19 protein-coding genes are annotated in these 22,371 nt (G+C 75.5%); all 19 read left to right on the forward strand.

The window, feature by feature from the left end; genetic code table 11:
- Positions 1 to 78: 78 nt before the first annotated feature.
- The 19 genes from hisI (at position 79) to FS882_RS13585 (ending at position 22,334) form a co-directional block, all read left to right on the forward strand.
- Positions 79 to 498 (forward strand): phosphoribosyl-AMP cyclohydrolase, encoded by a 420-nt coding sequence (hisI, locus tag FS882_RS13495; RefSeq protein ID WP_158373571.1) that lies wholly within the window; start codon positions 79 to 81, stop codon positions 496 to 498.
- Entirely contained in the window at positions 495 to 2,078 is a 1,584-nt protein-coding gene (locus tag FS882_RS13500) for an anthranilate synthase component I (protein ID WP_158373572.1), read from the forward strand. Before hisI ends, FS882_RS13500 begins: the two co-directional genes overlap by 4 nt.
- The gene (locus FS882_RS13505; protein WP_158373573.1) at positions 2,075 to 2,773 is read left to right on the forward strand and encodes a Trp biosynthesis-associated membrane protein; all 699 of its coding nucleotides are present in this window, start codon (positions 2,075 to 2,077) and stop codon (positions 2,771 to 2,773) included. Before FS882_RS13500 ends, FS882_RS13505 begins: the two co-directional genes overlap by 4 nt.
- Before the next feature lie 94 nt (positions 2,774 to 2,867).
- The gene (locus tag FS882_RS13510; RefSeq protein WP_262348289.1) at positions 2,868 to 3,191 is read left to right on the forward strand and encodes an HGxxPAAW family protein; all 324 of its coding nucleotides are present in this window, start codon (positions 2,868 to 2,870) and stop codon (positions 3,189 to 3,191) included.
- A 132-nt stretch (positions 3,192 to 3,323) separates the two neighbouring features.
- Complete coding sequence (locus tag FS882_RS13515; RefSeq protein ID WP_158373574.1) at positions 3,324 to 3,875, forward strand: DUF4190 domain-containing protein; 552 nt, start codon at positions 3,324 to 3,326, stop codon at positions 3,873 to 3,875.
- A gap of 6 nt (positions 3,876 to 3,881) precedes the next feature.
- Complete coding sequence (locus tag FS882_RS13520) at positions 3,882 to 4,319, forward strand: DUF2752 domain-containing protein (RefSeq protein ID WP_262348290.1); 438 nt, start codon at positions 3,882 to 3,884, stop codon at positions 4,317 to 4,319.
- 121 nt (positions 4,320 to 4,440) lie between these two features.
- On the forward strand, positions 4,441 to 5,034 hold the full coding sequence (locus FS882_RS13525) for a DUF4190 domain-containing protein (protein WP_158373575.1): 594 nt from the start codon (positions 4,441 to 4,443) through the stop codon (positions 5,032 to 5,034).
- A 280-nt stretch (positions 5,035 to 5,314) separates the two neighbouring features.
- Positions 5,315 to 6,130: an indole-3-glycerol phosphate synthase TrpC gene (gene trpC / locus FS882_RS13530; RefSeq protein WP_158373576.1), complete on the forward strand. Its 816-nt coding sequence runs from the start codon at positions 5,315 to 5,317 to the stop codon at positions 6,128 to 6,130.
- A 115-nt stretch (positions 6,131 to 6,245) separates the two neighbouring features.
- Complete coding sequence (gene trpB, locus FS882_RS13535; RefSeq protein ID WP_158373674.1) at positions 6,246 to 7,520, forward strand: tryptophan synthase subunit beta; 1,275 nt, start codon at positions 6,246 to 6,248, stop codon at positions 7,518 to 7,520.
- Entirely contained in the window at positions 7,517 to 8,338 is an 822-nt protein-coding gene (gene trpA, locus FS882_RS13540; protein ID WP_158373577.1) for a tryptophan synthase subunit alpha, read from the forward strand. Before trpB ends, trpA begins: the two co-directional genes overlap by 4 nt.
- 64 nt (positions 8,339 to 8,402) lie before the next feature.
- Positions 8,403 to 9,275, forward strand: a complete 873-nt coding sequence (lgt, locus tag FS882_RS13545) for a prolipoprotein diacylglyceryl transferase (protein ID WP_158373676.1) — start codon at positions 8,403 to 8,405, stop codon at positions 9,273 to 9,275.
- Between the two features lie 165 nt (positions 9,276 to 9,440).
- Positions 9,441 to 14,009: a glutamate synthase large subunit gene (gene gltB, locus FS882_RS13550; protein ID WP_410053283.1), complete on the forward strand. Its 4,569-nt coding sequence runs from the start codon at positions 9,441 to 9,443 to the stop codon at positions 14,007 to 14,009.
- Positions 14,002 to 15,483, forward strand: a complete 1,482-nt coding sequence (locus FS882_RS13555) for a glutamate synthase subunit beta (protein WP_158373579.1) — start codon at positions 14,002 to 14,004, stop codon at positions 15,481 to 15,483. The genes gltB and FS882_RS13555 overlap by 8 nt, the downstream gene beginning before the upstream one ends.
- 121 nt (positions 15,484 to 15,604) lie before the next feature.
- Positions 15,605 to 17,083: a glutamate synthase subunit beta gene (locus FS882_RS13560; protein WP_158373580.1), complete on the forward strand. Its 1,479-nt coding sequence runs from the start codon at positions 15,605 to 15,607 to the stop codon at positions 17,081 to 17,083.
- Between the two features lie 87 nt (positions 17,084 to 17,170).
- A complete protein-coding gene (gene pyk, locus FS882_RS13565; RefSeq protein WP_154728913.1) occupies positions 17,171 to 18,601 on the forward strand; it encodes a pyruvate kinase in 1,431 nt (476 codons plus the stop codon).
- 305 nt (positions 18,602 to 18,906) lie between these two features.
- Positions 18,907 to 19,548: an SRPBCC family protein gene (locus tag FS882_RS13570; protein ID WP_158373581.1), complete on the forward strand. Its 642-nt coding sequence runs from the start codon at positions 18,907 to 18,909 to the stop codon at positions 19,546 to 19,548.
- Between the two features lie 126 nt (positions 19,549 to 19,674).
- Positions 19,675 to 20,184 (forward strand): mycothiol transferase, encoded by a 510-nt coding sequence (locus FS882_RS13575; RefSeq protein ID WP_222848219.1) that lies wholly within the window; start codon positions 19,675 to 19,677, stop codon positions 20,182 to 20,184.
- A gap of 37 nt (positions 20,185 to 20,221) precedes the next feature.
- Positions 20,222 to 20,875, forward strand: coding sequence for a uridine kinase (locus FS882_RS13580; protein WP_158373582.1), 654 nt, complete (start codon positions 20,222 to 20,224; stop codon positions 20,873 to 20,875).
- 160 nt (positions 20,876 to 21,035) lie between these two features.
- On the forward strand, positions 21,036 to 22,334 hold the full coding sequence (locus FS882_RS13585; RefSeq protein WP_187365298.1) for a PP2C family protein-serine/threonine phosphatase: 1,299 nt from the start codon (positions 21,036 to 21,038) through the stop codon (positions 22,332 to 22,334).
- The last annotated feature ends 37 nt before the right edge of the window (positions 22,335 to 22,371 follow it).

Here is a 22,371-nt window from a genome sequence, read left to right on the forward strand (position 1 = left end):
CGCACGTGACGGCTGGCGGGCTCGCGCGGATCGTGCGGGCTCGCGGGTCGGGACGCGCGGCGTGGGAGGATCGGGGGCGTGAGCGAGACGCAGACCCCCGCCCCCGCGGGCACCCCCAGCCCCCTCGACCCGGAGCTCGCCGCGCGCCTGCGCCGCGACCCGTCCGGCCTGGTCGCGGCGGTCGTGCAGCAGCACGACACCGGCGAGGTGCTCATGCTCGGCTGGATGGACGACGAGGCGCTGCACCGCACGCTCACCGGCGGCCGCGTCGTGTTCTGGAGCCGGTCGCGGCAGGAGTACTGGCGCAAGGGCGACACGTCGGGGCACGCGCAGTACGTGAAGTCCGTCGCGCTCGACTGCGACGGCGACGCGCTGCTCGTCCGGGTCGACCAGGTGGGCGCGGCCTGCCACACCGGCACGCGCACGTGCTTCGAGGCGGGCGGCTCGCTGGGCGCCGTCGTCGGGGAGCGCCCGGCTGCGACGGAGCAGCACGGATGACCGCCGCGACGCCCGGCGCGCCCGCCGCCCCCGCGACGACCCCCGTCGACGTCCCCTGGGGCGCCACCTGGCCGGTGCTCGGCGAGTTCCGCGACCTCGCCGCCACCCGGCGGGTCATCCCGGTCGTGCGCCGGCTGCTCGCCGACGACACCACGCCCGTGGGTCTCTACCGCACGCTCGCGGCCGGCCGCCCCGGCACGTTCGTCCTCGAGTCGGCCGAGCAGGACGGGTCCTGGTCCCGGTGGTCGTTCGTCGGCGTGCGGTCCCGGGCGACGCTGACCGTCCGCGAAGGGCGCGCGGTGTGGACGGGCGACGTCCCCGCCGGCGTCCCGACGGAGGGCGACCCGCTGGCGGTGCTGGGGGAGACCCTCGAGGTGCTCCGCACGCCCGCCGTGCCCGGCCTGCCGCCGCTGACCGGCGGCCTGGTCGGGGCGCTCGGCTGGGACGTCGTCCGGCACTGGGAGCCGACGCTGCCCGCGGCGGCGCCCGACGAGCTCGGCGTGCCCGAGATGACGCTGCTGCTGGCGAGCGACCTCGCGGTGACCGACCACCGGGACGGCTCGGTGTGGCTGGTGGCGAACGCGATCAACTTCGACGGCACCGACGCGCGGGTGGACGAGGCGCACGCCGACGCGGTCGCCCGGCTCGACGCGATGCAGGAGGCGCTGCTGCGCCCCGCCGCGCCGGCCGCGGCGCACCTCGTGGACGCGCCCGCGCCGGAGCTGGAGTTCCGGTCGACCGCCGCCGAGTACGAGGCCGCCGTCGCGCGCGGCCAGGAGGCCATCGTCGACGGCGAGGTGTTCCAGGTCGTGCTGTCGCAGCGCCTCGACCTGGACTGCCCGGCCGCGCCGCTCGACGTCTACCGCGTGCTCCGGACGATCAACCCGAGCCCGTACATGTACTACCTGCAGCTGCAGGACGCCGACGGGCGCGACTTCGCCGTGGTCGGCTCCAGCCCGGAGACGCTGGTCAAGGTCACCGAGGGGCACGTCACGACGTTCCCGATCGCGGGCTCCCGGCCGCGCGGCGCCACCCCCGAGGAGGACCGCGCGCTGCACGACGAGCTGCTGGCCGACCCCAAGGAGCGCGCCGAGCACCTCATGCTGGTCGACCTCAGCCGCAACGACCTGGTGAAGGTCTGCGAGCCGGCGACCGTCGAGGTCGTCGAGTTCATGGCCGTGCGCCGGTTCAGCCACATCATGCACATCTGCTCGACCGTCGTCGGGCGGCTGCGCGCCGGGGCGACCGCGCTCGGGGCGTTCACCGCGACGTTCCCCGCCGGCACGCTGTCCGGCGCCCCGAAGCCGCGCGCCATCGCCCTGATCGACGAGATCGAGCCCGCGCGCCGCGGCATCTACGGCGGCACCGTCGGCTACTTCGACCTGGCCGGCGACATGGACATGGCCATCGCGATCCGCACCGCGCTCATCCGGGACGGCCGGGCGAGCGTCCAGGCGGGCGCCGGGATCGTCGCCGACTCCGTGCCGGCCGCCGAGTACCAGGAGTCCCGGGACAAGGCCGCGGCCGCGGTGCGCGCGGTGCAGGTGGCGTCCCGGCTCCGGCCGGTCGGGGCGCCGTGACCCGCGGACCTGCGCCGGTGGCCGGCGAGGGGACGGCGGGGCCGCGGGCGCGCGGCCGGCGGGGCCGCTGGGTGCTCGTCCTGCTCCTGCTCTCCGGGCTGGTGGCGCTGACCGCGCTGCCGGTGTGGATCACCGCGACCGGCGCCAACGCGCTCGGTGACGCGGTGGCGATCGCCGTCCGCGGCACGACCGCCGCCCCCGGCCTCGTGGCGGCCGCCCTCGTGCTGCTCGCCGCGGCGGGTGCGCTCGGGCTGGTCGGGCGGGCCGGCCGGTGGGTCGTCGTCGTCGTCGTGGCGGCCGCGGGCGCGCTGGTCGCCGCGTCGGCGCTCGGCGCGCGCTCGGGCGCGACGGCCACCGCGGAGCGCGCCGCGGCGGACGCCACGGGCGTGTCGAACCTCACGGGCGCCGTGCAGGTGGCCGCGTGGCCGTGGGTCGCCGTGGCGCTGGGCGCGGTCGTGGTGCTGGCCGCCGCCGGCCTCGCGCGCGCGTCCGCGCGCTGGGTCGCGCCGACGGACCGGTACGAGCGCTCCGGCGCGGAGCCGGCCGGCGGTGCGGCGTCGCCCGCCGGAGGGGCCGCGGCCGGGGGCGCCGCGGGCGCCGGTGCGGGCGCCGCGGGGGCGCCGGGACCGGGGGAGGCCGAGCCGGACGAGCGGAGCACCTGGGACGCGCTGAGCCGGGGCGACGACCCTACCTGAGCGGGCCCGGGCGTCCCCGGCCGCGCGCCCGACCTGAGCCGGCCCCGGCCGTCCGCTAGGGTTTGCGACACACAGTCATGAAAGGTGTTCCACGATGGTCGAGCAGTCGCTCAGTTCTTCCGGCGTCGTGACCGGGCGTGCCCAGCAGGTCCCGGGGACGGAGACGCTGCGGCTGCCGCCGAAGGCCCCGCCGACCAACCACGGGCACACCACCGCCGCCTGGACCACGACGGTCGTCGTGCTCGTCGGCTCCGTCGCCGGCGCGCTCGGCCTGATCTTCGCCCTCATGTGGCTGTTCTGGGCCGGCCTGGCCGTCGCGCTGCTCGGCGTCGTCGTCGGCAAGGTGCTCCAGGTGCTCGGCTACGGCCAGGGCGGCAAGCACACGATCGAGAAGGCCCGCCGCACCGGCGGCCACTGAGGCCCGACTCCCGGGACGACGGGTGATCGCGGTGGACGCCGCGCGGCCGCTCCGGTACACCTGTGGGGATGTCGGACGGCCGCCCACCAGGGCGGACGCCGCGCCGGACCACGAGTGAACGAGGAGCCGATCATGTCGACCCCGAACCAGCCGCAGGACCCCTACTCCGCCCCCGACGGGCAGGGCTCCGGGGACCAGTCGGGCTCCGTCCCCCCGTACCCGGGCGGCACCCCGTCCTCGGGTGAGCCGTACGGGCAGCCGGGCCAGTCCGGGCAGGCGGGCGGCGTGCCGCAGTACGGCGCCTACGCCGGCGGCGACCAGGGCCAGGGCGGCGGGTACGGCCAGGGCGGCTACGGCCAGCCCGCGTACCCGGGCGGCGCGCAGGGCTACGGCGCCGGCTTCTACCCGAAGAACAACCTCGCCGTGTGGTCGCTGGTCCTCGGGATCGTCGGGTTCTTCGTCTGCTCGATCCTCACCAGCATCCCGGGCATCATCGTCGGCTCGAAGGCGAAGCAGGCCGTCGCCCGCGGCGAGGCGAACAACGGCTCGCTCGCGAACGCCGGGTACATCGTGTCCTGGGTGGTGACGGCCCTCGGCGTCGTCGGGATCATCCTCTTCATCATCCTGCTCGCGACCGGCGGGTTCGCCGCGTACCTCGACACCATCAACAACTCGACGTACTGACGGCACGTGGCGACGGCCGCCCCACCCGAGACCCTCGCGCCCCGCGCGCGGCTGCGCGCCGCCCGGGCGCCGCTGCTGGTCGTCGGCGGGGCGGCCGTCACCGCGCTCGGGCTCGTCCTGGTCGACCCGCACGAGCCCGGCTCGTGGGGCGTGTGCCCGCTGTACGCGCTCACCGGCCTGTACTGCGCCGGCTGCGGCGGCCTGCGCGCGACGCACGACCTGCTCGTCGGCGACCTGGCCGGGGCCTGGGCGATGAACCCGCTGTGGGTGCTGCTCGTCCCGGTGCTCCTCGCGCTGTGGCTGCGCTGGCTGGTCCGCGCGCTGCGCACCGGCCGGCGCGCGGCCGCGCCGCCCTCGTGGGTGGCGGTCACGGTCGCCGCGGTGCTCGTCCTCTACAGCGTCGCGCGCAACGTCCCCGCCTGGGCGGCCGTCCTCGCCCCCTGACGCCGCCCGCGACCTCGGCGGGCGGGTGAACCGGCAGCTCGGCGCGTCCCCGGGCGGGTCGGCGTCCCTAGGATGCCGACCGGCGCGGCGCGCGCCGACCCACCCACCAGGAGGCCTTCTCGTGACCACGCCCGACCAGCCCACGGACCCGTACCGCGAGCAGCCGGGCGCCGGCGGGACCGGCGACGGCTCCCAGCTCGCCTGGGGGCAGCCGGGGCAGCAGCCGTCCGGCGAGCAGCAGCCGTATCCCGGGCAGGACCCGTACGGTGCCCAGCAGCCCTACGGCCAGCAGCCCTACGGCCAGCAGCCCTACGGCCAGCAGCCCTACGGCGCGCAGCAGCCCTACGGCCAGGACCCCGGGTCCCCGTCGGGGTACCCGGGCTCCCCGTTCCCGGGCGCCGCGTACCCCGCGACCCCGTACGGCAACGCCCCCTACGTGCCCGTGTACGGCTACCCGAAGAACGGCCTCGGCGTCTGGGCCCTGTCGCTGGGCATCGCCGGCCTCGTGTGCTGCGGCCTGTTCGCCGGCATCCCGGCGATCATCACGGGAGTGCTGTCCCGCAAGGCGGTCGAGCGCGGTGAGGCGAACAACGGCGGCCTCGCCCTGACCGGGATCATCCTCGGCGCCCTGGCCTGCGCGTGGAGCTTGATCGGCTTCTTCACCGGCCTCCCCGACGTGATCCAGGGCTTCAGCGACGGCTACTCCGGCTACTGACCGCGCCGTCGAGATCGGTGCTCCGCGCCGAGATCGGTCGTCCGGACCACCGATCTCGGGCGGAACCGCCGATCTCGGCACCGGCAGCCCCCGCGCGCCCCCTCGTCCCACCCCCTGGCCCCGTGGTCGGGAGTGGTGCGCGCCGCCCGTACGATGGCCGAGGTGGTCGGACGAGACCCGCGTCACGGTGGTCAGCCGCGGGCGGTCCCGCCGAGGAGCCCCGCCGGCTCCCGTGCCCTGAGGCGCGCCGCCGCCGACTCTCGGGGGAGAAGAGACGCCGATGGGCACCGTGCTGGACGACATCGTGGCGGGCGTGCGCGAGGACCTCGCGGTGCGCGAGGCGGCCACGCCCCTCGCCGAGCTCAAGGAGCGCGCCGCGCGCGTCCCCGGCGCCCTGGACTGCGTGCAGCGGCTGCGCGTCGAGGACGCGGTGACGGTGATCGCCGAGGTCAAGCGGTCCAGCCCGTCGAAGGGCGCGCTCGCGACCATCACCGACCCGGCTGCCCTGGCCGCGGAGTACGAGAAGGGCGGCGCGACCGTCATCTCGGTGCTCACCGAGCAGCGGAAGTTCAACGGGAGCCTGGCGGACCTCGACAGCGTCCGCGCCGCCGTGGACATCCCGGTGCTGCGCAAGGACTTCGTCGTCACGCCGTACCAGGTGTGGGAGGCGCGGGCGCACGGGGCGGACCTGGTCCTGCTGATCGTCGCCGCGCTGGAGCAGACGGTGCTGACCTCGCTCGTCGAGCGCGTGCACTCCCTGGGCATGACGGCCCTGGTCGAGGTGCACGACGCCGAGGAGGTCGTCCGGGCCGTCGACGCCGGCGCCCGGGTGATCGGCGTGAACGCGCGGGACCTCAAGACGCTCGAGGTGGACCGCGGCACGTTCGCGCGGGTCGCCCCGGCCATCCCGGCGGACGTCGTGAAGGTCGCCGAGTCGGGCGTGCGCGGGCCGCACGACGTCATGGACTACGCCCGGGCCGGCGCGGACGCCGTGCTCGTCGGCGAGGCGCTGGTGACGGACGACGCGCCGCGGCAGTCGGTCGCGGACCTGGTGGCGGCGGGCGCGCACCCGTCGCTGCGCGCGGTCCGGCAGTAGCCACCGGCCCGGCCCCGCGGCCGGGTCCAGCCAGCGAGGGCGGCCGCCGCAGCGCGGCCCCGCAGCACGAACCACGAGGAGCACCAGGGTGACGACGGGACGCACGGGTCCGCAGGTGACGAGCAGCCCGGGCGGGCCGCTGGCCACGCACGCCGGGCCGTACTTCGGTGACTTCGGCGGCCGGTTCGTCCCGGAGGCGCTCATCGCCGCCCTGGACGAGCTCGACACCGAGTTCCACAAGGCTGCCGCCGACCCCGCGTTCGCGGCGGAGCTGGCGCGGCTGCACCGCACCTACACCGGCCGCCCGAGCCCGCTCACCGAGGTGAAGCGGTTCGCCGAGCACGTGGCGCCGGGCGTCCGGGTGTTCCTCAAGCGCGAGGACCTCAACCACACGGGCTCGCACAAGATCAACAACGTGCTGGGCCAGGCCCTGCTCGTGAAGCGCATGGGCAAGACCCGCGTCATCGCCGAGACCGGCGCCGGCCAGCACGGCGTGGCCACCGCGACCGCGGCGGCGCTGCTCGACCTCGAGTGCGTCGTCTACATGGGCGAGGAGGACACCCAGCGGCAGGCGCTCAACGTCGCCCGGATGCGGCTGCTCGGCGCGACGGTCGTCCCGGTGACGATCGGCTCCCGCACGCTCAAGGACGCGATCAACGAGGCGCTGCGCGACTGGGTCGCGAACGTCGACACCACGCACTACCTGCTCGGCACGGTGACGGGCCCGCACCCGTTCCCCGAGATGGTCCGCGACTTCCACAAGATCATCGGCGAGGAGGCGAAGGTCCAGCTCGCGGAGGAGATCGGCCGGCTGCCCGACGCCGTCGCGGCGTGCGTGGGCGGCGGCTCGAACGCCATGGGCATCTTCAACGCGTTCCTCGACGACCCGTCGGTGCGGCTGTTCGGCTTCGAGGCCGGCGGCGAGGGCATCTCCTCCGGCCGGCACGCGTCGCGGTTCAGCGGCGGCTCGCCGGGGGTGCTGCAGGGCACCAAGTCGTACCTGCTGCAGGACGACGACGGCCAGACCCTGCCCAGCCACTCGGTCTCCGCGGGCCTCGACTACCCGAGCGTCGGCCCCGAGCACGCCTGGCTGCACGACATCGGCCGCGCGGAGTACCGCCCGGTGACCGACGCCGAGGCGATGGAGGCGTTCCGCGTCCTGTGCCAGACGGAGGGCATCATCCCGGCCATCGAGTCGGCGCACGCCCTGGCCGGCGCCATCCAGCTCGGCCGCGAGGTCGCGACCTGGGACACCCCGGACGGCCGCGAGCCGGTGATCCTGGTGAACCTCTCCGGGCGCGGGGACAAGGACGTGGCGACCGCGGCGGCGTGGTTCGACCTGATCGAGGACAAGCCGGTCGTCCAGGCCGACGAGGGGGAGCAGCTGTGAGCGACGTCCAGGCGACCACGTCCCGCACCGGCGCCACCCTCGACCGGCTGAAGGCCGAGGGCCGCGGCGCCCTGGTCGGCTACCTGCCGCTCGGCTTCCCCGACGTCGAGGGCTCGGTCCGCGCGGCCGTCGCGATGGTCGAGGCCGGCGTCGACGTGATCGAGCTCGGCCTGCCGTACTCCGACCCGGTCATGGACGGCCCGGTCATCCAGCACGCGGTCGACGTCGCGCTGTCCGGCGGCACCCGCGTGCGGGACGCGTTCGGCGCCGTCGAGCGGATCGCCGCCACCGGCGCCCCGGTGCTGGTCATGACCTACTGGAACCCGGTCCTGCGGTACGGCGTGGACGCGTTCGCGCGGGACCTCGCCGGAGCCGGCGGCGCGGGTCTCATCACGCCGGACCTGATCCCCGACGAGGGGCAGGACTGGCTGGCCGCGTCCGACGCGCACGACCTGGACCGGGTGTTCCTGGTCGCGCCCTCGTCCACGCCGGAGCGCCTGGCGATGACCGCCGCGGCGTCCCGCGGGTTCGTGTACGCGGCGTCGACGATGGGCGTGACGGGGGAGCGGACCACGGTCGGCGCCCGCGCCGAGCAGCTGGTCGCCGACACCCGCGCGGCCGGCGCCGAGCACGTGTGCGTCGGGCTGGGCGTGTCGAAGCCCGAGCAGGCGCGCGACATCGGCCGGTACGCGGACGGCGTCATCGTGGGTTCGGCGTTCGTCCGGGCCCTCGCGGGCGCCGAGACGCGCGAGGCGGGCCTGGAGGCGGTCGCGGCCGTCGCCGCCGGGCTGGCCGAGGGCGTCCGCACCGCCCGCTGAGCCCCGTCCGCGCCCGGGACCCTCGTCCCGTCCGCGCGCCCAGGTCGCATACAGTGCCGGTGTGATGATCCCCGCCGCGATCCCGAGCCCGCCGCAGGCCGTCTGGTACCTCGGCCCCGTGCCGCTGCGCGCCTACGCCCTCGCGATCCTCGCCGGGATCGTGGTCGCGGTGATCATGACCCAGCGCCGCTGGAAGGAGCGCGGGGGCGACCCCGAGCAGGTCCTCGACATCGTGTTCTGGGCCGTGCCGTTCGGCATCGTCGGCGGACGGCTCTACCACGTGATCACCAGCCCGGACGCGTACTTCGGCGCGGGCGGCGACCCCGTGCGCGCGCTGTACATCTGGGAGGGCGGCCTGGGCATCTGGGGCGCCGTGGCGCTCGGCGCGGTCGGCGCGTACATCGGCTGCCGCCGCGCCGGGGTGTCGTTCCCGGTGTTCGCGGACGCCCTGGCGCCGGGGCTGCTCGTGGCCCAGGCGATCGGCCGGCTCGGCAACTGGTTCAACCAGGAGCTGTTCGGCGGCCCCACGACCCTGCCCTGGGGCCTGCGGATCGACGACGCGCACCTCCCGGCCGGCTACGAGTCGGGCACGCTGTTCCACCCGACGTTCCTGTACGAGCTGCTGTGGAACCTGGCCGGGGCCGCGCTGATCGTCTACCTGGACCGCCGCCTGCGGCTCGGCCACGGCCGGGCGTTCTGGCTGTACGTGATCGTCTACACGACCGGCCGGCTCTGGATCGAGCTGGTCCGGATCGACCCCGCGGAGATGATCGGCCCGTTCCGGCTCAACGTCTGGACGTCGATCATCGTGCTCCTCGGGGCGCTGGTAGCGTTCGTGGTCGTCGGACGTCGTCATCCTGGACGCGAGACCACGCCCCTCCTGCACGAGACCGAGACGCAGGACGACGAGGTGGCGGAGCACGGCTCGGCCCGCTGACCGCGGGGAACGCTCGTGTGACCCACCTCACTTTCTCGCGATGTGAGCGCCCGTGTTTCCGGCAGGTATCGTCGCCACACTTGTAGCCCGGGCCGATGACGTCCCAGCCTCCCCCCATTGCTCTACCTGGGCCCGGTCCCCGGGTCCGTGAGGACGGTGCCGATGATGCCCGCGTCGCCTGTGCGTCCCGGTGCTTCTCCCGTGCAGCAGCACGGTCTGTACGACCCTGCTGCCGAGCACGACGCCTGCGGTTTCGCGTTCGTCGCGACGCTGCGCGGTACCCCCGGCCGCGACATCGTCGACGCCGGTCTCACCGCGCTGCTCAACCTCGACCACCGCGGCGCGGTCGGTGCGGAGGAGAACAGCGGCGACGGCGCCGGCATCCTGACCCAGATCCCGGACGCGTTCCTGCGGGACGTCGTCGACGCCGAGCTGCCGCCGGCCGGCCACTACGCGATCGGCATGGCCTTCCTGCCGCAGGACGACGAGGAGCGTGCCGTCGCGGTGCGCGCCGTCGAGGCGATCGCGGCCGAGGAGAAGCTCGACGTGCTCGCGTGGCGCGACGTGCAGGTGACGGCCGACCTGGTCGGCCCGACCGCGCGCTCGTCCATGCCGGTGTTCCGCCAGCTCGTGGTGGCGGACCCGTCGCGCGAGCTCGCCGGCATCGACCTGGACCGCCGGGCGTACCGGCTGCGCAAGCGCGCCGAGCGCGAGCTCGCCGTGTACTTCGCCTCGCTGTCGGCCCGCACGCTGTCCTACAAGGGCATGCTCACCACCGGGCAGCTGGAGCCGTTCTTCGCGGACCTGTCCGACCCGCGGTACGCCTCCGAGATCGCGCTGGTGCACTCGCGGTTCTCCACCAACACGTTCCCGTCCTGGCCGCTGGCGCAGCCGTTCCGGATGATCGCCCACAACGGCGAGATCAACACGGTGCGCGGCAACCGCAACTGGGTCGCCGCGCGCGAGGGGACCCTGCAGTCGGAGCTGCTCGGCGACCTCGCCCCGCTGCTCCCCGTGTGCACGCCGGGCGGCTCGGACTCGGGCTCGTTCGACGAGGTCCTCGAGCTGCTGCACCTGGGCGGCCGTTCCCTGCCGCACGCGATCATGATGATGATCCCGGAGGCCTGGGAGAACCACGCGCAGATGGACCCCGCGCGGCGGGCGTTCTACGAGTACCACGCGTCGCTGATGGAGCCGTGGGACGGCCCGGCGGCGATGACCTTCACCGACGGCACGCTCATCGGCTCGGTGCAGGACCGCAACGGCCTGCGCCCCGGGCGGTTCTGGGTGACGGAGGACGGCCTGGTCGTCATGGGCTCGGAGGCGGGCGTGCTCGACCTCGACCCGGCGACGGTCGTCCGCAAGGGCCGCCTCGAGCCCGGCAAGATGTTCCTGGTCGACACCAACCAGGGCCGGATCGTCGAGGACGACGAGATCAAGGCGCAGCTCGCCGCGCAGCGGCCGTACGCCGAGTGGGTCCGGGAGAACTCGGTCCACCTGGAGCAGCTGCCCGAGCGCGAGCACATCGCGCACTCCTCGGCCTCCGTGCGCCGTCGCCAGCGGACCTTCGGGTACACCGAGGAGGAGCTGAAGATCCTCCTGACGCCCATGGGCGCCTCCGGCGCGGAGCCGCTGGGCGCGATGGGCTCGGACACCCCTGTCGCCGTGCTGTCCCAGCGCCCGCGGCTGCTGTTCGACTACTTCACGCAGATGTTCGCGCAGGTGACGAACCCGCCGCTGGACGCCATCCGCGAGGAGCTGGTGACGTCCATCGGCGGCGCGATCGGCCCCGAGCCGAACCTGCTGGAGGACACCCCGCTGCACGCGCGCAAGCTCGTGCTGCCGTTCCCGGTGCTCGACAACGACGGCCTGGCCAAGATCGTCAAGATCGACAAGGACCCCGCGATGGCGGGCGTGTTCCGGTCGACGATCGTCCGCGGCCTGTACCGCGCGGCCGGCGGTGGCGAGGCGCTCGAGCAGCGGCTCGAGGAGATCTTCGCCGAGTGCGACCAGGCGATCGCCGACGGCGTGAGCTTCCTCGTGCTGTCCGACCGCGACTCCGATGCCGACCGCGCACCGATCCCGTCGCTGCTGCTGCTCTCGGCCGTGCACCACCACCTGCTGCGTCGGCACACCCGCACCCAGGTGTCGCTGGTCGTCGAGGCCGGCGACGTGCGCGAGGTGCACCACGTCGCGCTGCTCATCGGCTACGGTGCAGCAGCCGTCAACCCGTACCTGGCGATGGAGACCGTCGAGGACCTGGCCGCCAACGGCTACCTCGCGGGCGTCGCGCCGGAGCAGGCCGTCAAGAACCTCATCAAGGCGCTCGGCAAGGGCGTTCTCAAGGTCATGTCCAAGATGGGCATCTCGACCATCGCGTCGTACCGCGGCGCCCAGGTGTTCGAGGCCATCGGCCTGTCCCAGCCGCTCGTGGACCGGTACTTCACCGGCACCACCAGCCGGCTCGGCGGCATCGGCCTGGACGTCATCGCGGCCGAGGTCGCGGCGCGGCACAACGACGCGTACCCGGCCAACGGCAACCGGCTGGCGCACCGCCGCCTCGCGACCGGCGGCGAGTACCAGTGGCGCCGGGACGGCGAGGAGCACCTGTTCGACCCGGAGACCGTGTTCCGGCTGCAGCACTCCACCCGCACGCGGCAGATGGACGTGTTCCGCGACTACACGCACCGGGTGAACGAGCAGTCGTCCCGCCTCATGACGCTCCGCGGCCTGCTCGAGCTGAAGACCGGCGAGCGGACGCCGGTCCCGGTCGACGAGGTCGAGCCGGTCAGCGAGATCGTCAAGCGGTTCAGCACCGGCGCGATGTCCTACGGGTCCATCTCGGCCGAGGCGCACGAGACCCTCGCGATCGCCATGAACCGGCTCGGCGCCAAGTCGAACACCGGCGAGGGCGGCGAGGACCCGGACCGGCTGCACGACCCCGAGCGGCGCTCGGCGATCAAGCAGATCGCGTCCGGCCGGTTCGGCGTGACGTCCGAGTACCTGACGTTCGCGGACGACATCCAGATCAAGCTGGCCCAGGGCGCCAAGCCGGGCGAGGGCGGCCAGCTGCCCGGCCCGAAGGTGTACCCGTGGGTCGCGAAGACCCGGCACTCGACGCCGGGCGTCGGCCTGATCTCGCCCCCGCCGCACCACGACATCTACTCGATCGAGGACCTGGCGCAGCTGATCCACGACGCCAAGAACGCGAACCCGCGGGCGCGGATCCACACCAAGCTCGTCAGCGAGTTCGGCGTGGGCACCGTGGCGGCGGGCGTGGCCAAGGCGCACTCCGACGTCGTGCTCATCTCGGGCCACGACGGCGGCACCGGCGCCTCGCCGCTGACCAGCCTCAAGCACGCGGGCACCCCGTGGGAGATCGGCCTGGCCGAGACCCAGCAGACCCTCGTGCTCAACGACCTGCGCGACCGCGTCGTGGTCCAGGTGGACGGCCAGCTCAAGACCGGCCGGGACGTCATCATCGGCGCGCTGCTCGGCGCCGAGGAGTTCGGCTTCGCGACCGCCCCGCTGGTCGTGTCGGGCTGCATCATGATGCGCGTCTGCCACCTCGACACCTGCCCCGTAGGCGTCGCGACGCAGAACCCCGAGCTGCGGTCCCGGTTCACCGGGAAGCCGGAGTTCGTCGTGACCTTCTTCGAGTTCATCGCGCAGGAGGTCCGGGAGCTGCTCGCGGAGCTCGGGTTCCGCAGCATCGAGGAGGCCGTCGGCCACGTCGAGCTGCTGGACTCCCGCAAGGCCGTCGAGCACTGGAAGGCGCAGGGCCTGGACCTGACGCCGGTGCTCGCCGTCCCGGAGCCGCTGCCCGGCTCGGCCCTGCACCACGTGCAGGACCAGGACCACGGCCTCGACCGCGCGCTGGACAACCAGTTCATCGCGATGGCGTCGGACGCCCTGGAGGACGCGCGGCCGGTGCGGATCGAGCTGCCGGTCCGCAACGTCAACCGCACCGTCGGCACGATGCTGGGCCACGAGGTCACCCGCCGGTACGGCGGCGCGGGCCTCCCGGACGGCACGATCGAGGTCGTGCTGACCGGGTCGGCCGGCCAGTCGTTCGGCGCGTTCGTCCCGCGCGGCATCACGCTGCGCCTCGAGGGCGACGCCAACGACTACGTCGGCAAGGGCCTGTCCGGCGGCCGGATCGTCGTCCGCCCGGACCGCAACGCCGTGCTGAGCGGCGAGCACAACGTCATCGCCGGCAACGTCATCGGCTACGGCGCCACGTCGGGCGAGATGTTCCTGCGCGGCGTCGTCGGCGAGCGGTTCGGCGTGCGGAACTCCGGCGCGACGCTGGTCGTCGAGGGCGTGGGCGACCACGGCTGCGAGTACATGACCGGCGGCACCGTCCTGGTGCTCGGCCGGACCGGCCGCAACTTCGCGGCGGGCATGTCGGGCGGCACTGCCTACGTGCTCGACCTCAAGCCCGAGCGCGTCAACGTCCAGGCCGTCGCGGCCGGCGAGCTGGGTCTCGACCCGCTCGACGACGAGGACGCGGCGCTGGTGACCGACCTGCTGCGGCGGCAGGCGGAGGAGACCGGGTCGCGCGTCGCGGCCGAGCTCCTCGCCGACCCCGCGGCGACCCGTGCCCGGTTCACCCGGGTGCGGCCGACCGAGTACTCCCGCGTCCGCGCGGCGCTGGCGAAGGCCGAGGCCGACGGCCTCGACCCGAGCGCGCCCGGCGTGTGGGAGGGCATCCTGGAGGTGGCTCGTGGCTGACCCCCGCGGCTTCATGAAGGTGCGGGAGCGCGAGCTGCCCGCGAACCGTCCGGTGCCCCTGCGGCTCATGGACTGGCGCGAGGTGCACGAGCACCGCAGCGCCCAGGACGACCCGCAGTCGGCGACGCTGCTGCACCGGCAGGCCGGGCGCTGCATGGACTGCGGCGTCCCGTTCTGCCACAACGGCTGCCCGCTGGGGAACCTCATCCCCGAGTGGAACGACCTGGTGTGGCGCGGGCAGTGGGCCGACGCGATCGAGCGCCTGCACGCCACGAACAACTTCCCGGAGTTCACGGGCCGGATCTGCCCGGCCCCGTGCGAGTCGGCCTGCGTGCTGGGGATCAACCAGCCCGCGGTGACGATCAAGAACATCGAGGTCTCGATCATCGACGAGGCCTTCGACCGGGGCCTGGTGCACCCGCAGGTGCCGCAGCGCCTGTCCGGGCACACCGTCGCCGTGGTCGGCTCGGGCCCCGCCGGGCTCGCGGCCGCCCAGCAGCTCACCCGCGCCGGGCACACCGTCGCGGTGTACGAGCGGGACGACGCGATCGGCGGCCTGCTCCGGTACGGCGTGCCGGACTTCAAGCTGGAGAAGCGGCACATCGACCGCCGCCTGGAGCAGATGGCCGCCGAGGGCACCCGGTTCCGCCCGAACGTGGCGATCGGCCGGGACATCACCTGGGCGCAGCTGCGGTCCCGGTACGACGCCGTGGTGGTCGCCACCGGCTCGACCGTGCCGCGCGAGCTGCCGCTGCCCGGCCGCGACCTGGCCGGCATCCACCCCGCGATGGAGTACCTGTCCCGGTCGAACAAGCTCGTCGCCGGCCAGGACGTCCCGGACGCCATCGACGCGGCCGGCAAGCACGTCGTGGTCATCGGCGGCGGCGACACCGGCTCCGACTGCGTCGGCACCGCGCTGCGCCAGGGCGCCGCGTCCGTGACGACGCTCGCCATCGGCAAGCAGCCGCCGACCGAGCGCCCGGCGAACGCGCCGTGGCCGACCGACCCGGTGCTGTTCGAGGTGTCGTCCTCGCACGAGGAGGGCGGCCAGCGCGACTACCTCGCGTCGACCGTCGCGTTCGTGGGCGACGACGAGGGTCGCGTCACCCACCTGCGGCTCGCGACCACCGAGTACCTGCCCGACGGCCGCCGCGTCCCGGCGGCCGGCACCGAGCGGGACATCCCGGCGGACCTGGTCCTCATCGCGATGGGCTTCACCGGCCCGGAGACCGAGGAGCTCGTCGGCCAGGCCGGCGTCGACCTCACCGCGCGCGGCACCGTGGCGCGGTCGGACGACTTCGCGACCAACGTCCCCGGCGTGTTCGTCGCCGGGGACGCCGGGCGCGGTCAGTCGCTCATCGTGTGGGCGATCGCCGAGGGCCGCGCCGCGGCCGCGGCGGTGGACACCTACCTGGGCGGCAGCACCGAGCTGCCCGCGCCGGTCACGGCGGGGACCGTGGCGCTGCGGGCCTGAGCCCGCGCCCCGCCGGCCCGCCACGACGCCCGCCCGCCCCGCACCCGGGGCCGGCGGGCGTCGTGCGTGCGGGACGTCCGGCCCACCCGGGTGGGCGGGGCGGCGCCTAGCGTCACCGGGCATGGCCGACCCCAAGGGCTTCCTCACCCACCGCGCGCGCGAGACCCCGCCGAACCGGCCCGTGCCGGTGCGGCTCCTGGACTGGCAGGAGGTGCACGGCCACCGCGCCGGGCGCCCCGAGGACGTCGCCCGCGTCCAGCGGCAGGCGTCCCGGTGCATGGACTGCGGCGTGCCGTTCTGCCACCACGCCTGCCCGCTCGGGGCGCTCGCGCCCGAGTGGAACGACCTGGCGTGGCGCGGGCAGTGGGCCGACGCCGCGGAGCGGCTGCACGCGACGCACTCCTTCCCGGAGATCACCGGGCGGGTCTGCCCGGCGCTGTGCGAGGCGTCCTGCGTGCTCGGCCTGCACGACGAGGCGGTGACGATCCGCGAGGTGGAGCTCGCGATCGCCGAGGAGGCGTTCGACCGCGGGCTCGTCGCGCCGCAGGTGCCGCAGCGGCTCACGGGGCAGACGGTCGCGGTCATCGGGTCCGGGCCCGCCGGGCTCGCCGCCGCGCAGCAGCTGACCCGGGCCGGGCACACCGTCGTCGTGCACGAGCGCGCCGACGCCCCGGGCGGGCTGCTCCGGTACGGCATCCCGGAGTACAAGCTCGAGAAGCGGGTCCTGGACCGCCGGCTCGCCCAGATGACGGCCGAGGGCACGCGGTTCCGCTGCGGGGTCGACGTCGGCGTGGACGTCACGGGGGAGGAGCTGCGGGCGCGGTTCGACGCGGTGCTGGTCTGCGTCGGCTCGACCGTGCCGCGGGACCTGCCGGTGCCCGGCCGGGACCTGGCGGGCGTGCTCCCGGCGATGGACTACCTGGTCCCGGCCGGCCGGGCCGCGGCGGCGGGCGGGGAGCCCATGCCGGGCCAGCCGCTGGCGGCCGGGCTGGACGTCGTCGTGATCGGCGGCGGCGACACCGGGGCGGACTGCCTCGGGACGGCGCTGCGCCAGGGAGCCCGCTCGGTGACGCAGCTGGAGATCATGCCCGAGCCGCCGGCCGCCCGCCGGGACGCCGATCCGTGGCCGGTGTGGCCGCTGCTGCTGCGGGTCTCCTCGGCGCACGAGGAGGGCGGGGAGCGGGCGTACGCGGTCACCACCGAGGAGGTGCTGGGCGACGCCGACGGCCGGGTGCGGGCGCTGCGGGTGCGCGACGTCCGCCTGGTGGACGGCCGGCCGGAGCCGGTGCCGGGGACCGATCGCGAGCTGCCCGCGCAGCTGGTGCTGCTCGCCCTCGGCTTCACCGGGCCGGAGCCGTCGCCGCTGCTCGCGCAGCTCGGGCTGGTGATCGGCGGGCGACGGACGGTGGAACGTCAGGAGAACTTCGGGACCGACGTCCCAGGTGTCTACGTGGCCGGTGACGCAGGACGCGGGCAGTCGCTCGTCGTCTGGGCCGTCGCGGAGGGTCGGGCCGCCGCGGCGGCCGTAGACTCTGACCTGTCTGGCAGCACCGCCCTGCCTGCTCCCGTCACCGCGAGCACCGTGGCGATGCGTCCGTAGACCATCACCCGCGCACGTCCCGGCAGGCCCGGCCCACCAGGACGTTCGGTCCGAACCGTCTGTCACGAAAGGCCTAGGCTTTCCCCCATGCGTAGAGCGAAGATCGTCTGCACCATCGGCCCCGCCACGGAGTCCGCCGAGCAGATCCAGGCCCTTGTCGACGCCGGGATGGACGTGGCGCGGCTGAACCGCAGCCACGGCGACACCGAGGTGCACGAGCGCGTGTACAACAACGTGCGCGCCGCCGCGAAGGCCTCGGGCCGTTCCGTGGCCGTCCTGGTCGACCTCCAGGGCCCGAAGATCCGCCTCGGGCGGTTCGTCGAGGGCAAGCACTACCTCAACGAGGGTGACACCTTCACCATCACCACCGAGGACGTGCCGGGCACCAAGGAGCTCGTCTCCACCACCCACAAGGGCCTGGCCGGCGACGCCCGCGTCGGCGACCCGCTGCTGATCGACGACGGCCGCGTGCTCGTGCGCGTCACCGCCGTCGAGGGCCCGCGCGTCGTGACCCGCGTCGAGGTGGCCGGCCCGGTCTCCAACAACAAGGGCATCAACCTGCCCGGCGTGGCCGTCTCCGTCCCCGCGATGAGCGAGAAGGACGAGGAGGACCTGCGCTGGGCCCTGCGCGTCGGCGCCGACATCATCGCCCTGTCCTTCGTCCGCAACGCCGCCGACTACGACGACGTGCGCCGGATCATGGAGGAGGAGGGCCGGGTCGTCCCGGTCATCGCCAAGGTCGAGAAGCCGCAGGCCGTCGAGGCCCTGGCCGAGATCGTCGACGCGTTCGACGGCATCATGGTCGCCCGCGGCGACCTCGGCGTCGAGCTCCCGCTCGAGCAGGTGCCGCTGGTGCAGAAGCGCGCCGTCGAGCTGGCCCGCCGCAACGCGAAGCCGGTCATCGTCGCCACCCAGGTGCTCGAGTCGATGACCACCAACCCGCGCCCGACCCGCGCCGAGACCTCCGACTGCGCCAACGCGGTGCTCGACGGCGCCGACGCGGTCATGCTGTCCGGCGAGACGTCGGTGGGCGACTACCCGATCGAGACGGTCCGCACCATGGCCCGGATCATCGAGGCGACCGAGGAGCTCGGCCGGGAGCGCATCGCACCGCTCGGCTCGACCCCGCACACCCGCGGTGGCGCGATCACCCGCGCCGCCGCCGAGATCGGCGAGACCCTCGGCGTGAAGTACCTCGTGACCTTCACGCAGTCCGGCGACTCCGCGCGCCGCATGTCCCGCCTCCGCTCGTCCATCCCGCTGCTGGCGTTCACCCCGCAGGCCTCGGTCCGCAACACCCTGTCGCTGAGCTGGGGCACGCAGACGTACGAGGTGCCGCAGGTCGAGCACACGGACGCGATGGTCCAGCAGGTCGAGCACACCCTGCGCGCGCAGGGCCTCGCCGAGGTGGGCGACTACGTCGTCGTCGTGGCCGGCACGCCGGTCGGCGTCGTCGGGTCGACCAACTCGATCATCGTGCACAAGATCGGCGACGACGCCTCGGGCCGCGTGGCCTGATCCGTCCGCTCCACGCGAGGGCCCCGCAGCGCACGCGCTGCGGGGCCCTCGCGCGTGCGGCGACGTGCCGCCGCCGCGTGCGGCGACAGGCCGCCGCCGCGTGCGGCGACAGGCCGCCGAGTCTCCGCAACGCGTCTCTGCGCGCGAGCAGACCCGGAGGCGCGAGGTGCAGACTCGGCGAGCGGCGCGGCGGGGGAGCGGCGCGGCGGGCGAGCGGCGTGGCGGGGGAGCGGCGTGGCGCGGAGCGGCGCGCGTGGGACCAGGGGCCCTGGTGCGGGCGGGGCGGAGGGTGTTGCGTGGAGCGCATGACCTCCCACCGCGCGGTGCGCGCGCTCGCGATCACGGCCACGGCGGCCGTCGGGTACACCCTCGCCCGCGGGCGGGCGCTGCACTGGGGCGCGTCCCAGGTCGAGCGGTCCGTCGGGCTGCCGGGCGACGCGCTGGTGCCGGACGCCGACCTGGTGGCGACCCGGGCCATCACCGTGCACGCCCCCGCCGAGCGGGTCTGGCCGTGGCTGGTCCAGCTCGGGCAGGGTCGCGGCGGCTTCTACAGCTACGACGCGCTGGAGGGCCTGGTCGGGCTCGGCATCACCAGCGCGGACCGGATCGAGGAGCGCTGGCAGGAGCTCGCCGTCGGCGACGAGGTGCGCCTGGCGCCGCAGGTCGGGCTGGAGGTCGCGGTCCTCGACGCGCCGCACGCCCTGGTGCTGCACGGCGCCGGTCCGGCGCTGCCCGACGAGGACACGCCGCCGTTCGACTTCGCCTGGGCGTTCGTGCTGCGGCCGGGCGCCACGCCGGGCAGCTGCCGGCTGGTCGTGCGCGAGCGCTACGCGTACACCGAGCCGTGGGCGCGGTGGATGGTCGAGGGCGTGTCCTGGGTGAGCTGGCTGATGACGGAGCGGATGCTGCGCGGCGTGCGGGACCGCGCCGAGGCGGCGCGCGACTGACCCCCGGCCGCGCGTGCTGCGCGCGCCGCACCCGCCCGGCCCCGCCGCACCGCCGCGCACGTGTCGCCGCCCCGGCATACGGTCGACGACGAGGGCCGCGCACGGCGGCCGGCGAGGGGAGTGCGTGTGGACGGCGTGGCGGTGCTGCAGGACGGGTTCGGCCGGATCGGCGACCTGGTGCACGGGGTGCTCGACGGACTGGGGGAGGACGAGCTGACCGCCCGGCTCGGGCCGGAGGCGAACACCATCGCCTGGCTGGTCTGGCACCTGGCACGGGTCGAGGACGCCCAGGTGGCCGACGTCGCGGGCACGGAGCAGGTGTGGACGGCCGAGGGGTTCGCCGAGCAGTTCGGCCTGCCGTTCGACACCGACGCCACCGGCTACGGGCAGGGCCCGGACGAGGTGGCGCAGGTGCGCGTCGAGGGCGGCCTGCTGCGCGCCTACGCGGACGCCACCCGCGCCGCGACCGACGCCTACCTCGGCCGGCTGTCCGAGGAGGACCTGGGCCGCGTGGTCGACGAGCGCTGGGACCCGCCGGTCACCGTCGGCGTGCGGCTGGTGAGCGTGCTCGGCGACGTGCTGGAGCACGCCGGGCAGGCGGCGTTCATCAAGGGCGTGGTGCGCTCCGGGAGCTGACCGGGCCCGACCCCGGCGCGCGCGGCAGACTGTCCCGGTGCGCGTCGAGCCCGTCAGCCCCGAGGTCCTGGTCGAGCGGCTCGTGGAGCGGGTGGTCGGCGGGGTGGCCGCCGCACGCGCCGCGGACGGCCCGGACCGGCGCTGGCGGGTGCTGCTCGACGGGGCGCCGCCGACGGCCCCGGGCGCGCTCGCGGACGCGCTCGTCGAGCCGCTGCGCGCCCGCGGGCACTCCGCGGTCCGGGTGCGCGCGGGGGACTTCCTGCGCCCGGCCGGCGTGCGGTTCGAGCACGGGCGGGAGGACCCGGACGCGCTGCTCGACGACGCGCTGGACGCCGGCGCGCTGATCCGCGAGGTGCTGGACCCGCTGGGCCCGGGAGGGGACGGCACCTACCTGCCGGCGCTGTGGGACGCGGCGCGGGAGCGGTCGGCCCGCGCGACCCGGGTGCCGGTCGCGCCCGGCACGGTGCTGCTGCTGGACGGCGGCCTGCTGCTCGGGCGGGGGCTGCCCGCGGACCTGACCGTGCACCTCGCGGTGCGACCCGAGACCCTCGAGCGGCGCACGCCGCCCGCCGACGTGTGGCGGCTGGCCGCCGAGGAGCGGTACCGCGCGGAGGCCGACCCGGAGCGCACCGCGGACGTGGTCGTCCGGGTGGACGACCCGCGGCGCCCCGGCTGGGTGCTCGAGGCCTGACCAGCTCGTCCACCGGGGCGCCACCGGATCGTCACGAGCGACTGGATATCGTTCTCGACAAGGCCGGCGCCGCCGGCCGCAGCCGGTGCGCGCGGTCGGACGGCCGCGTACCTCGACGCCCGCGCGCCGCGCTGAGCACGCACGACGACCGGAGGCCGCCGTGACCCCGCCCCCCGCCCGCCCGCAGCCCGCCCGCCCCGCCCGTCCCCAGCCCGCCCGCCCCGCGTCGGAGCAGCCCGGCCCCGACGGCGTCGACTACCACGCGGTGTTCGCCGCACTCCCCGCCCCCAAGCTCGTGGTGGCGCCCGACGGGACGGTGCTCGACATGAACGCGGCGTTCCGTGCCGCGTTCGAGGTCCCGCCCGAGGAGGTGGTCGGGCACGGGCTGGGCGACGTGCTCCCGGTCGCCTCGCGGCGCGAGGTGCTGGCCGCGGTCCGCGCCGCCGCCCACACCGCGCGGCCGCAGACCGTCGGTCCGGGCCCGGCCGGCGACGGCGGTGCCGCACCCTGGTGGCTCCTGACCGTGACGCCGGCGACCGGTCGGACCGGCGCGGTCACGGCCCTGGTGCTCCGGGCCGCCGACGTCACGGCGGTCATGGTCGGTGGCGCGCTCGCACCCGCCGCGCTCGCGCCCGCCGGGCTCGTGCCCGCCGCGCCGGGCGGTCCCGCACCGGCCGGGGCCGGCCCGCTCCCGGTCGTCGACGCCCTGCTGCACGCCGTGGGCGTCGAGCGGGCCGAGACCGACCGGCTGCACGGAGCGGTGCTCACCCCGCTGCCCGCCGTGCCCGGGCTCGAGCTCGACGTCCGGTACCGGCCCGCGCACGCGCGGAGCCGGGTCGGTGGGGACTGGTACGACGCCTTCGTCCGGCCGTCCGGGGACACCGTGCTCGTGGTGGGGGACGTGACCGGCCACGACGTGACGGCGGCGGCCGGGATGCGGCGGCTGCGGGGGACCGTCCGGACGCTCGCGTACGCGGAGGGCACCGGGCCTGCCGCGACGCTGAGCCGGGCCGAGCGCACGTTGGCCGGGCTCGGTGGCGACGTCACGGCGACGGCTCTCGTGGCGTCGCTCGGCCCGCCCGGGTCGGACGACGTGGTGCGCTGGGCGTCCGCCGGCCACCTCCCGCCCGTGCTCGTCCGCGCCGACGGGAGCGCGGCCCCGTTGGCCGGGGCCCCGGAGCTGCTGCTCGGCGTGGACCCGGGGACGGCGCGCACCGACCGGACCGTCGTCCTCACGGCCGGGGAGTCCCTGCTGCTGTTCACCGACGGGCTGGTGGAGCGGCGCGGCGAGTCGGTCGCGTGCGGCTTGGAACGGCTGGTCGCGACGCTCCCGGAGGTCCGGCGCGCGGGCGGGGCGCTCGACCTGGACGCGCTCCTGCGCCGGTGCGGCCCGCCCGCCGGGGAGGACGACGTGACCGTGCTCGCGGCCCGGCGGCCGCCCGGACCCGCCGGGCCGTGACCGCCCGCGGAGCGGCGCCGCACAGGCGCCGCTCCGC

The sequence above is a fragment of the Cellulosimicrobium cellulans genome, from assembly GCF_007679345.1.
Taxonomy (GTDB): Bacteria; Actinomycetota; Actinomycetes; order Actinomycetales; family Cellulomonadaceae; genus Cellulomonas; species Cellulomonas cellulans_A.

Coding starts and splice junctions, on each gene's coding strand:
- FS882_RS13500 (WP_158373572.1), top strand. CDS start 495: ATGACCGCCGCGACGCCCGGCGCGCCCGCCGCCCCCGCGACGACCCCC.
- FS882_RS13510 (WP_262348289.1), top strand. CDS start 2,868: ATGGTCGAGCAGTCGCTCAGTTCTTCCGGCGTCGTGACCGGGCGTGCC.
- FS882_RS13515 (WP_158373574.1), top strand. CDS start 3,324: ATGTCGACCCCGAACCAGCCGCAGGACCCCTACTCCGCCCCCGACGGG.
- trpC (WP_158373576.1), top strand. CDS start 5,315: ATGGGCACCGTGCTGGACGACATCGTGGCGGGCGTGCGCGAGGACCTC.
- lgt (WP_158373676.1), top strand. CDS start 8,403: ATGATCCCCGCCGCGATCCCGAGCCCGCCGCAGGCCGTCTGGTACCTC.
- gltB (WP_410053283.1), top strand. CDS start 9,441: ATGCCCGCGTCGCCTGTGCGTCCCGGTGCTTCTCCCGTGCAGCAGCAC.
- FS882_RS13560 (WP_158373580.1), top strand. CDS start 15,605: ATGGCCGACCCCAAGGGCTTCCTCACCCACCGCGCGCGCGAGACCCCG.
- pyk (WP_154728913.1), top strand. CDS start 17,171: ATGCGTAGAGCGAAGATCGTCTGCACCATCGGCCCCGCCACGGAGTCC.
- FS882_RS13570 (WP_158373581.1), top strand. CDS start 18,907: ATGACCTCCCACCGCGCGGTGCGCGCGCTCGCGATCACGGCCACGGCG.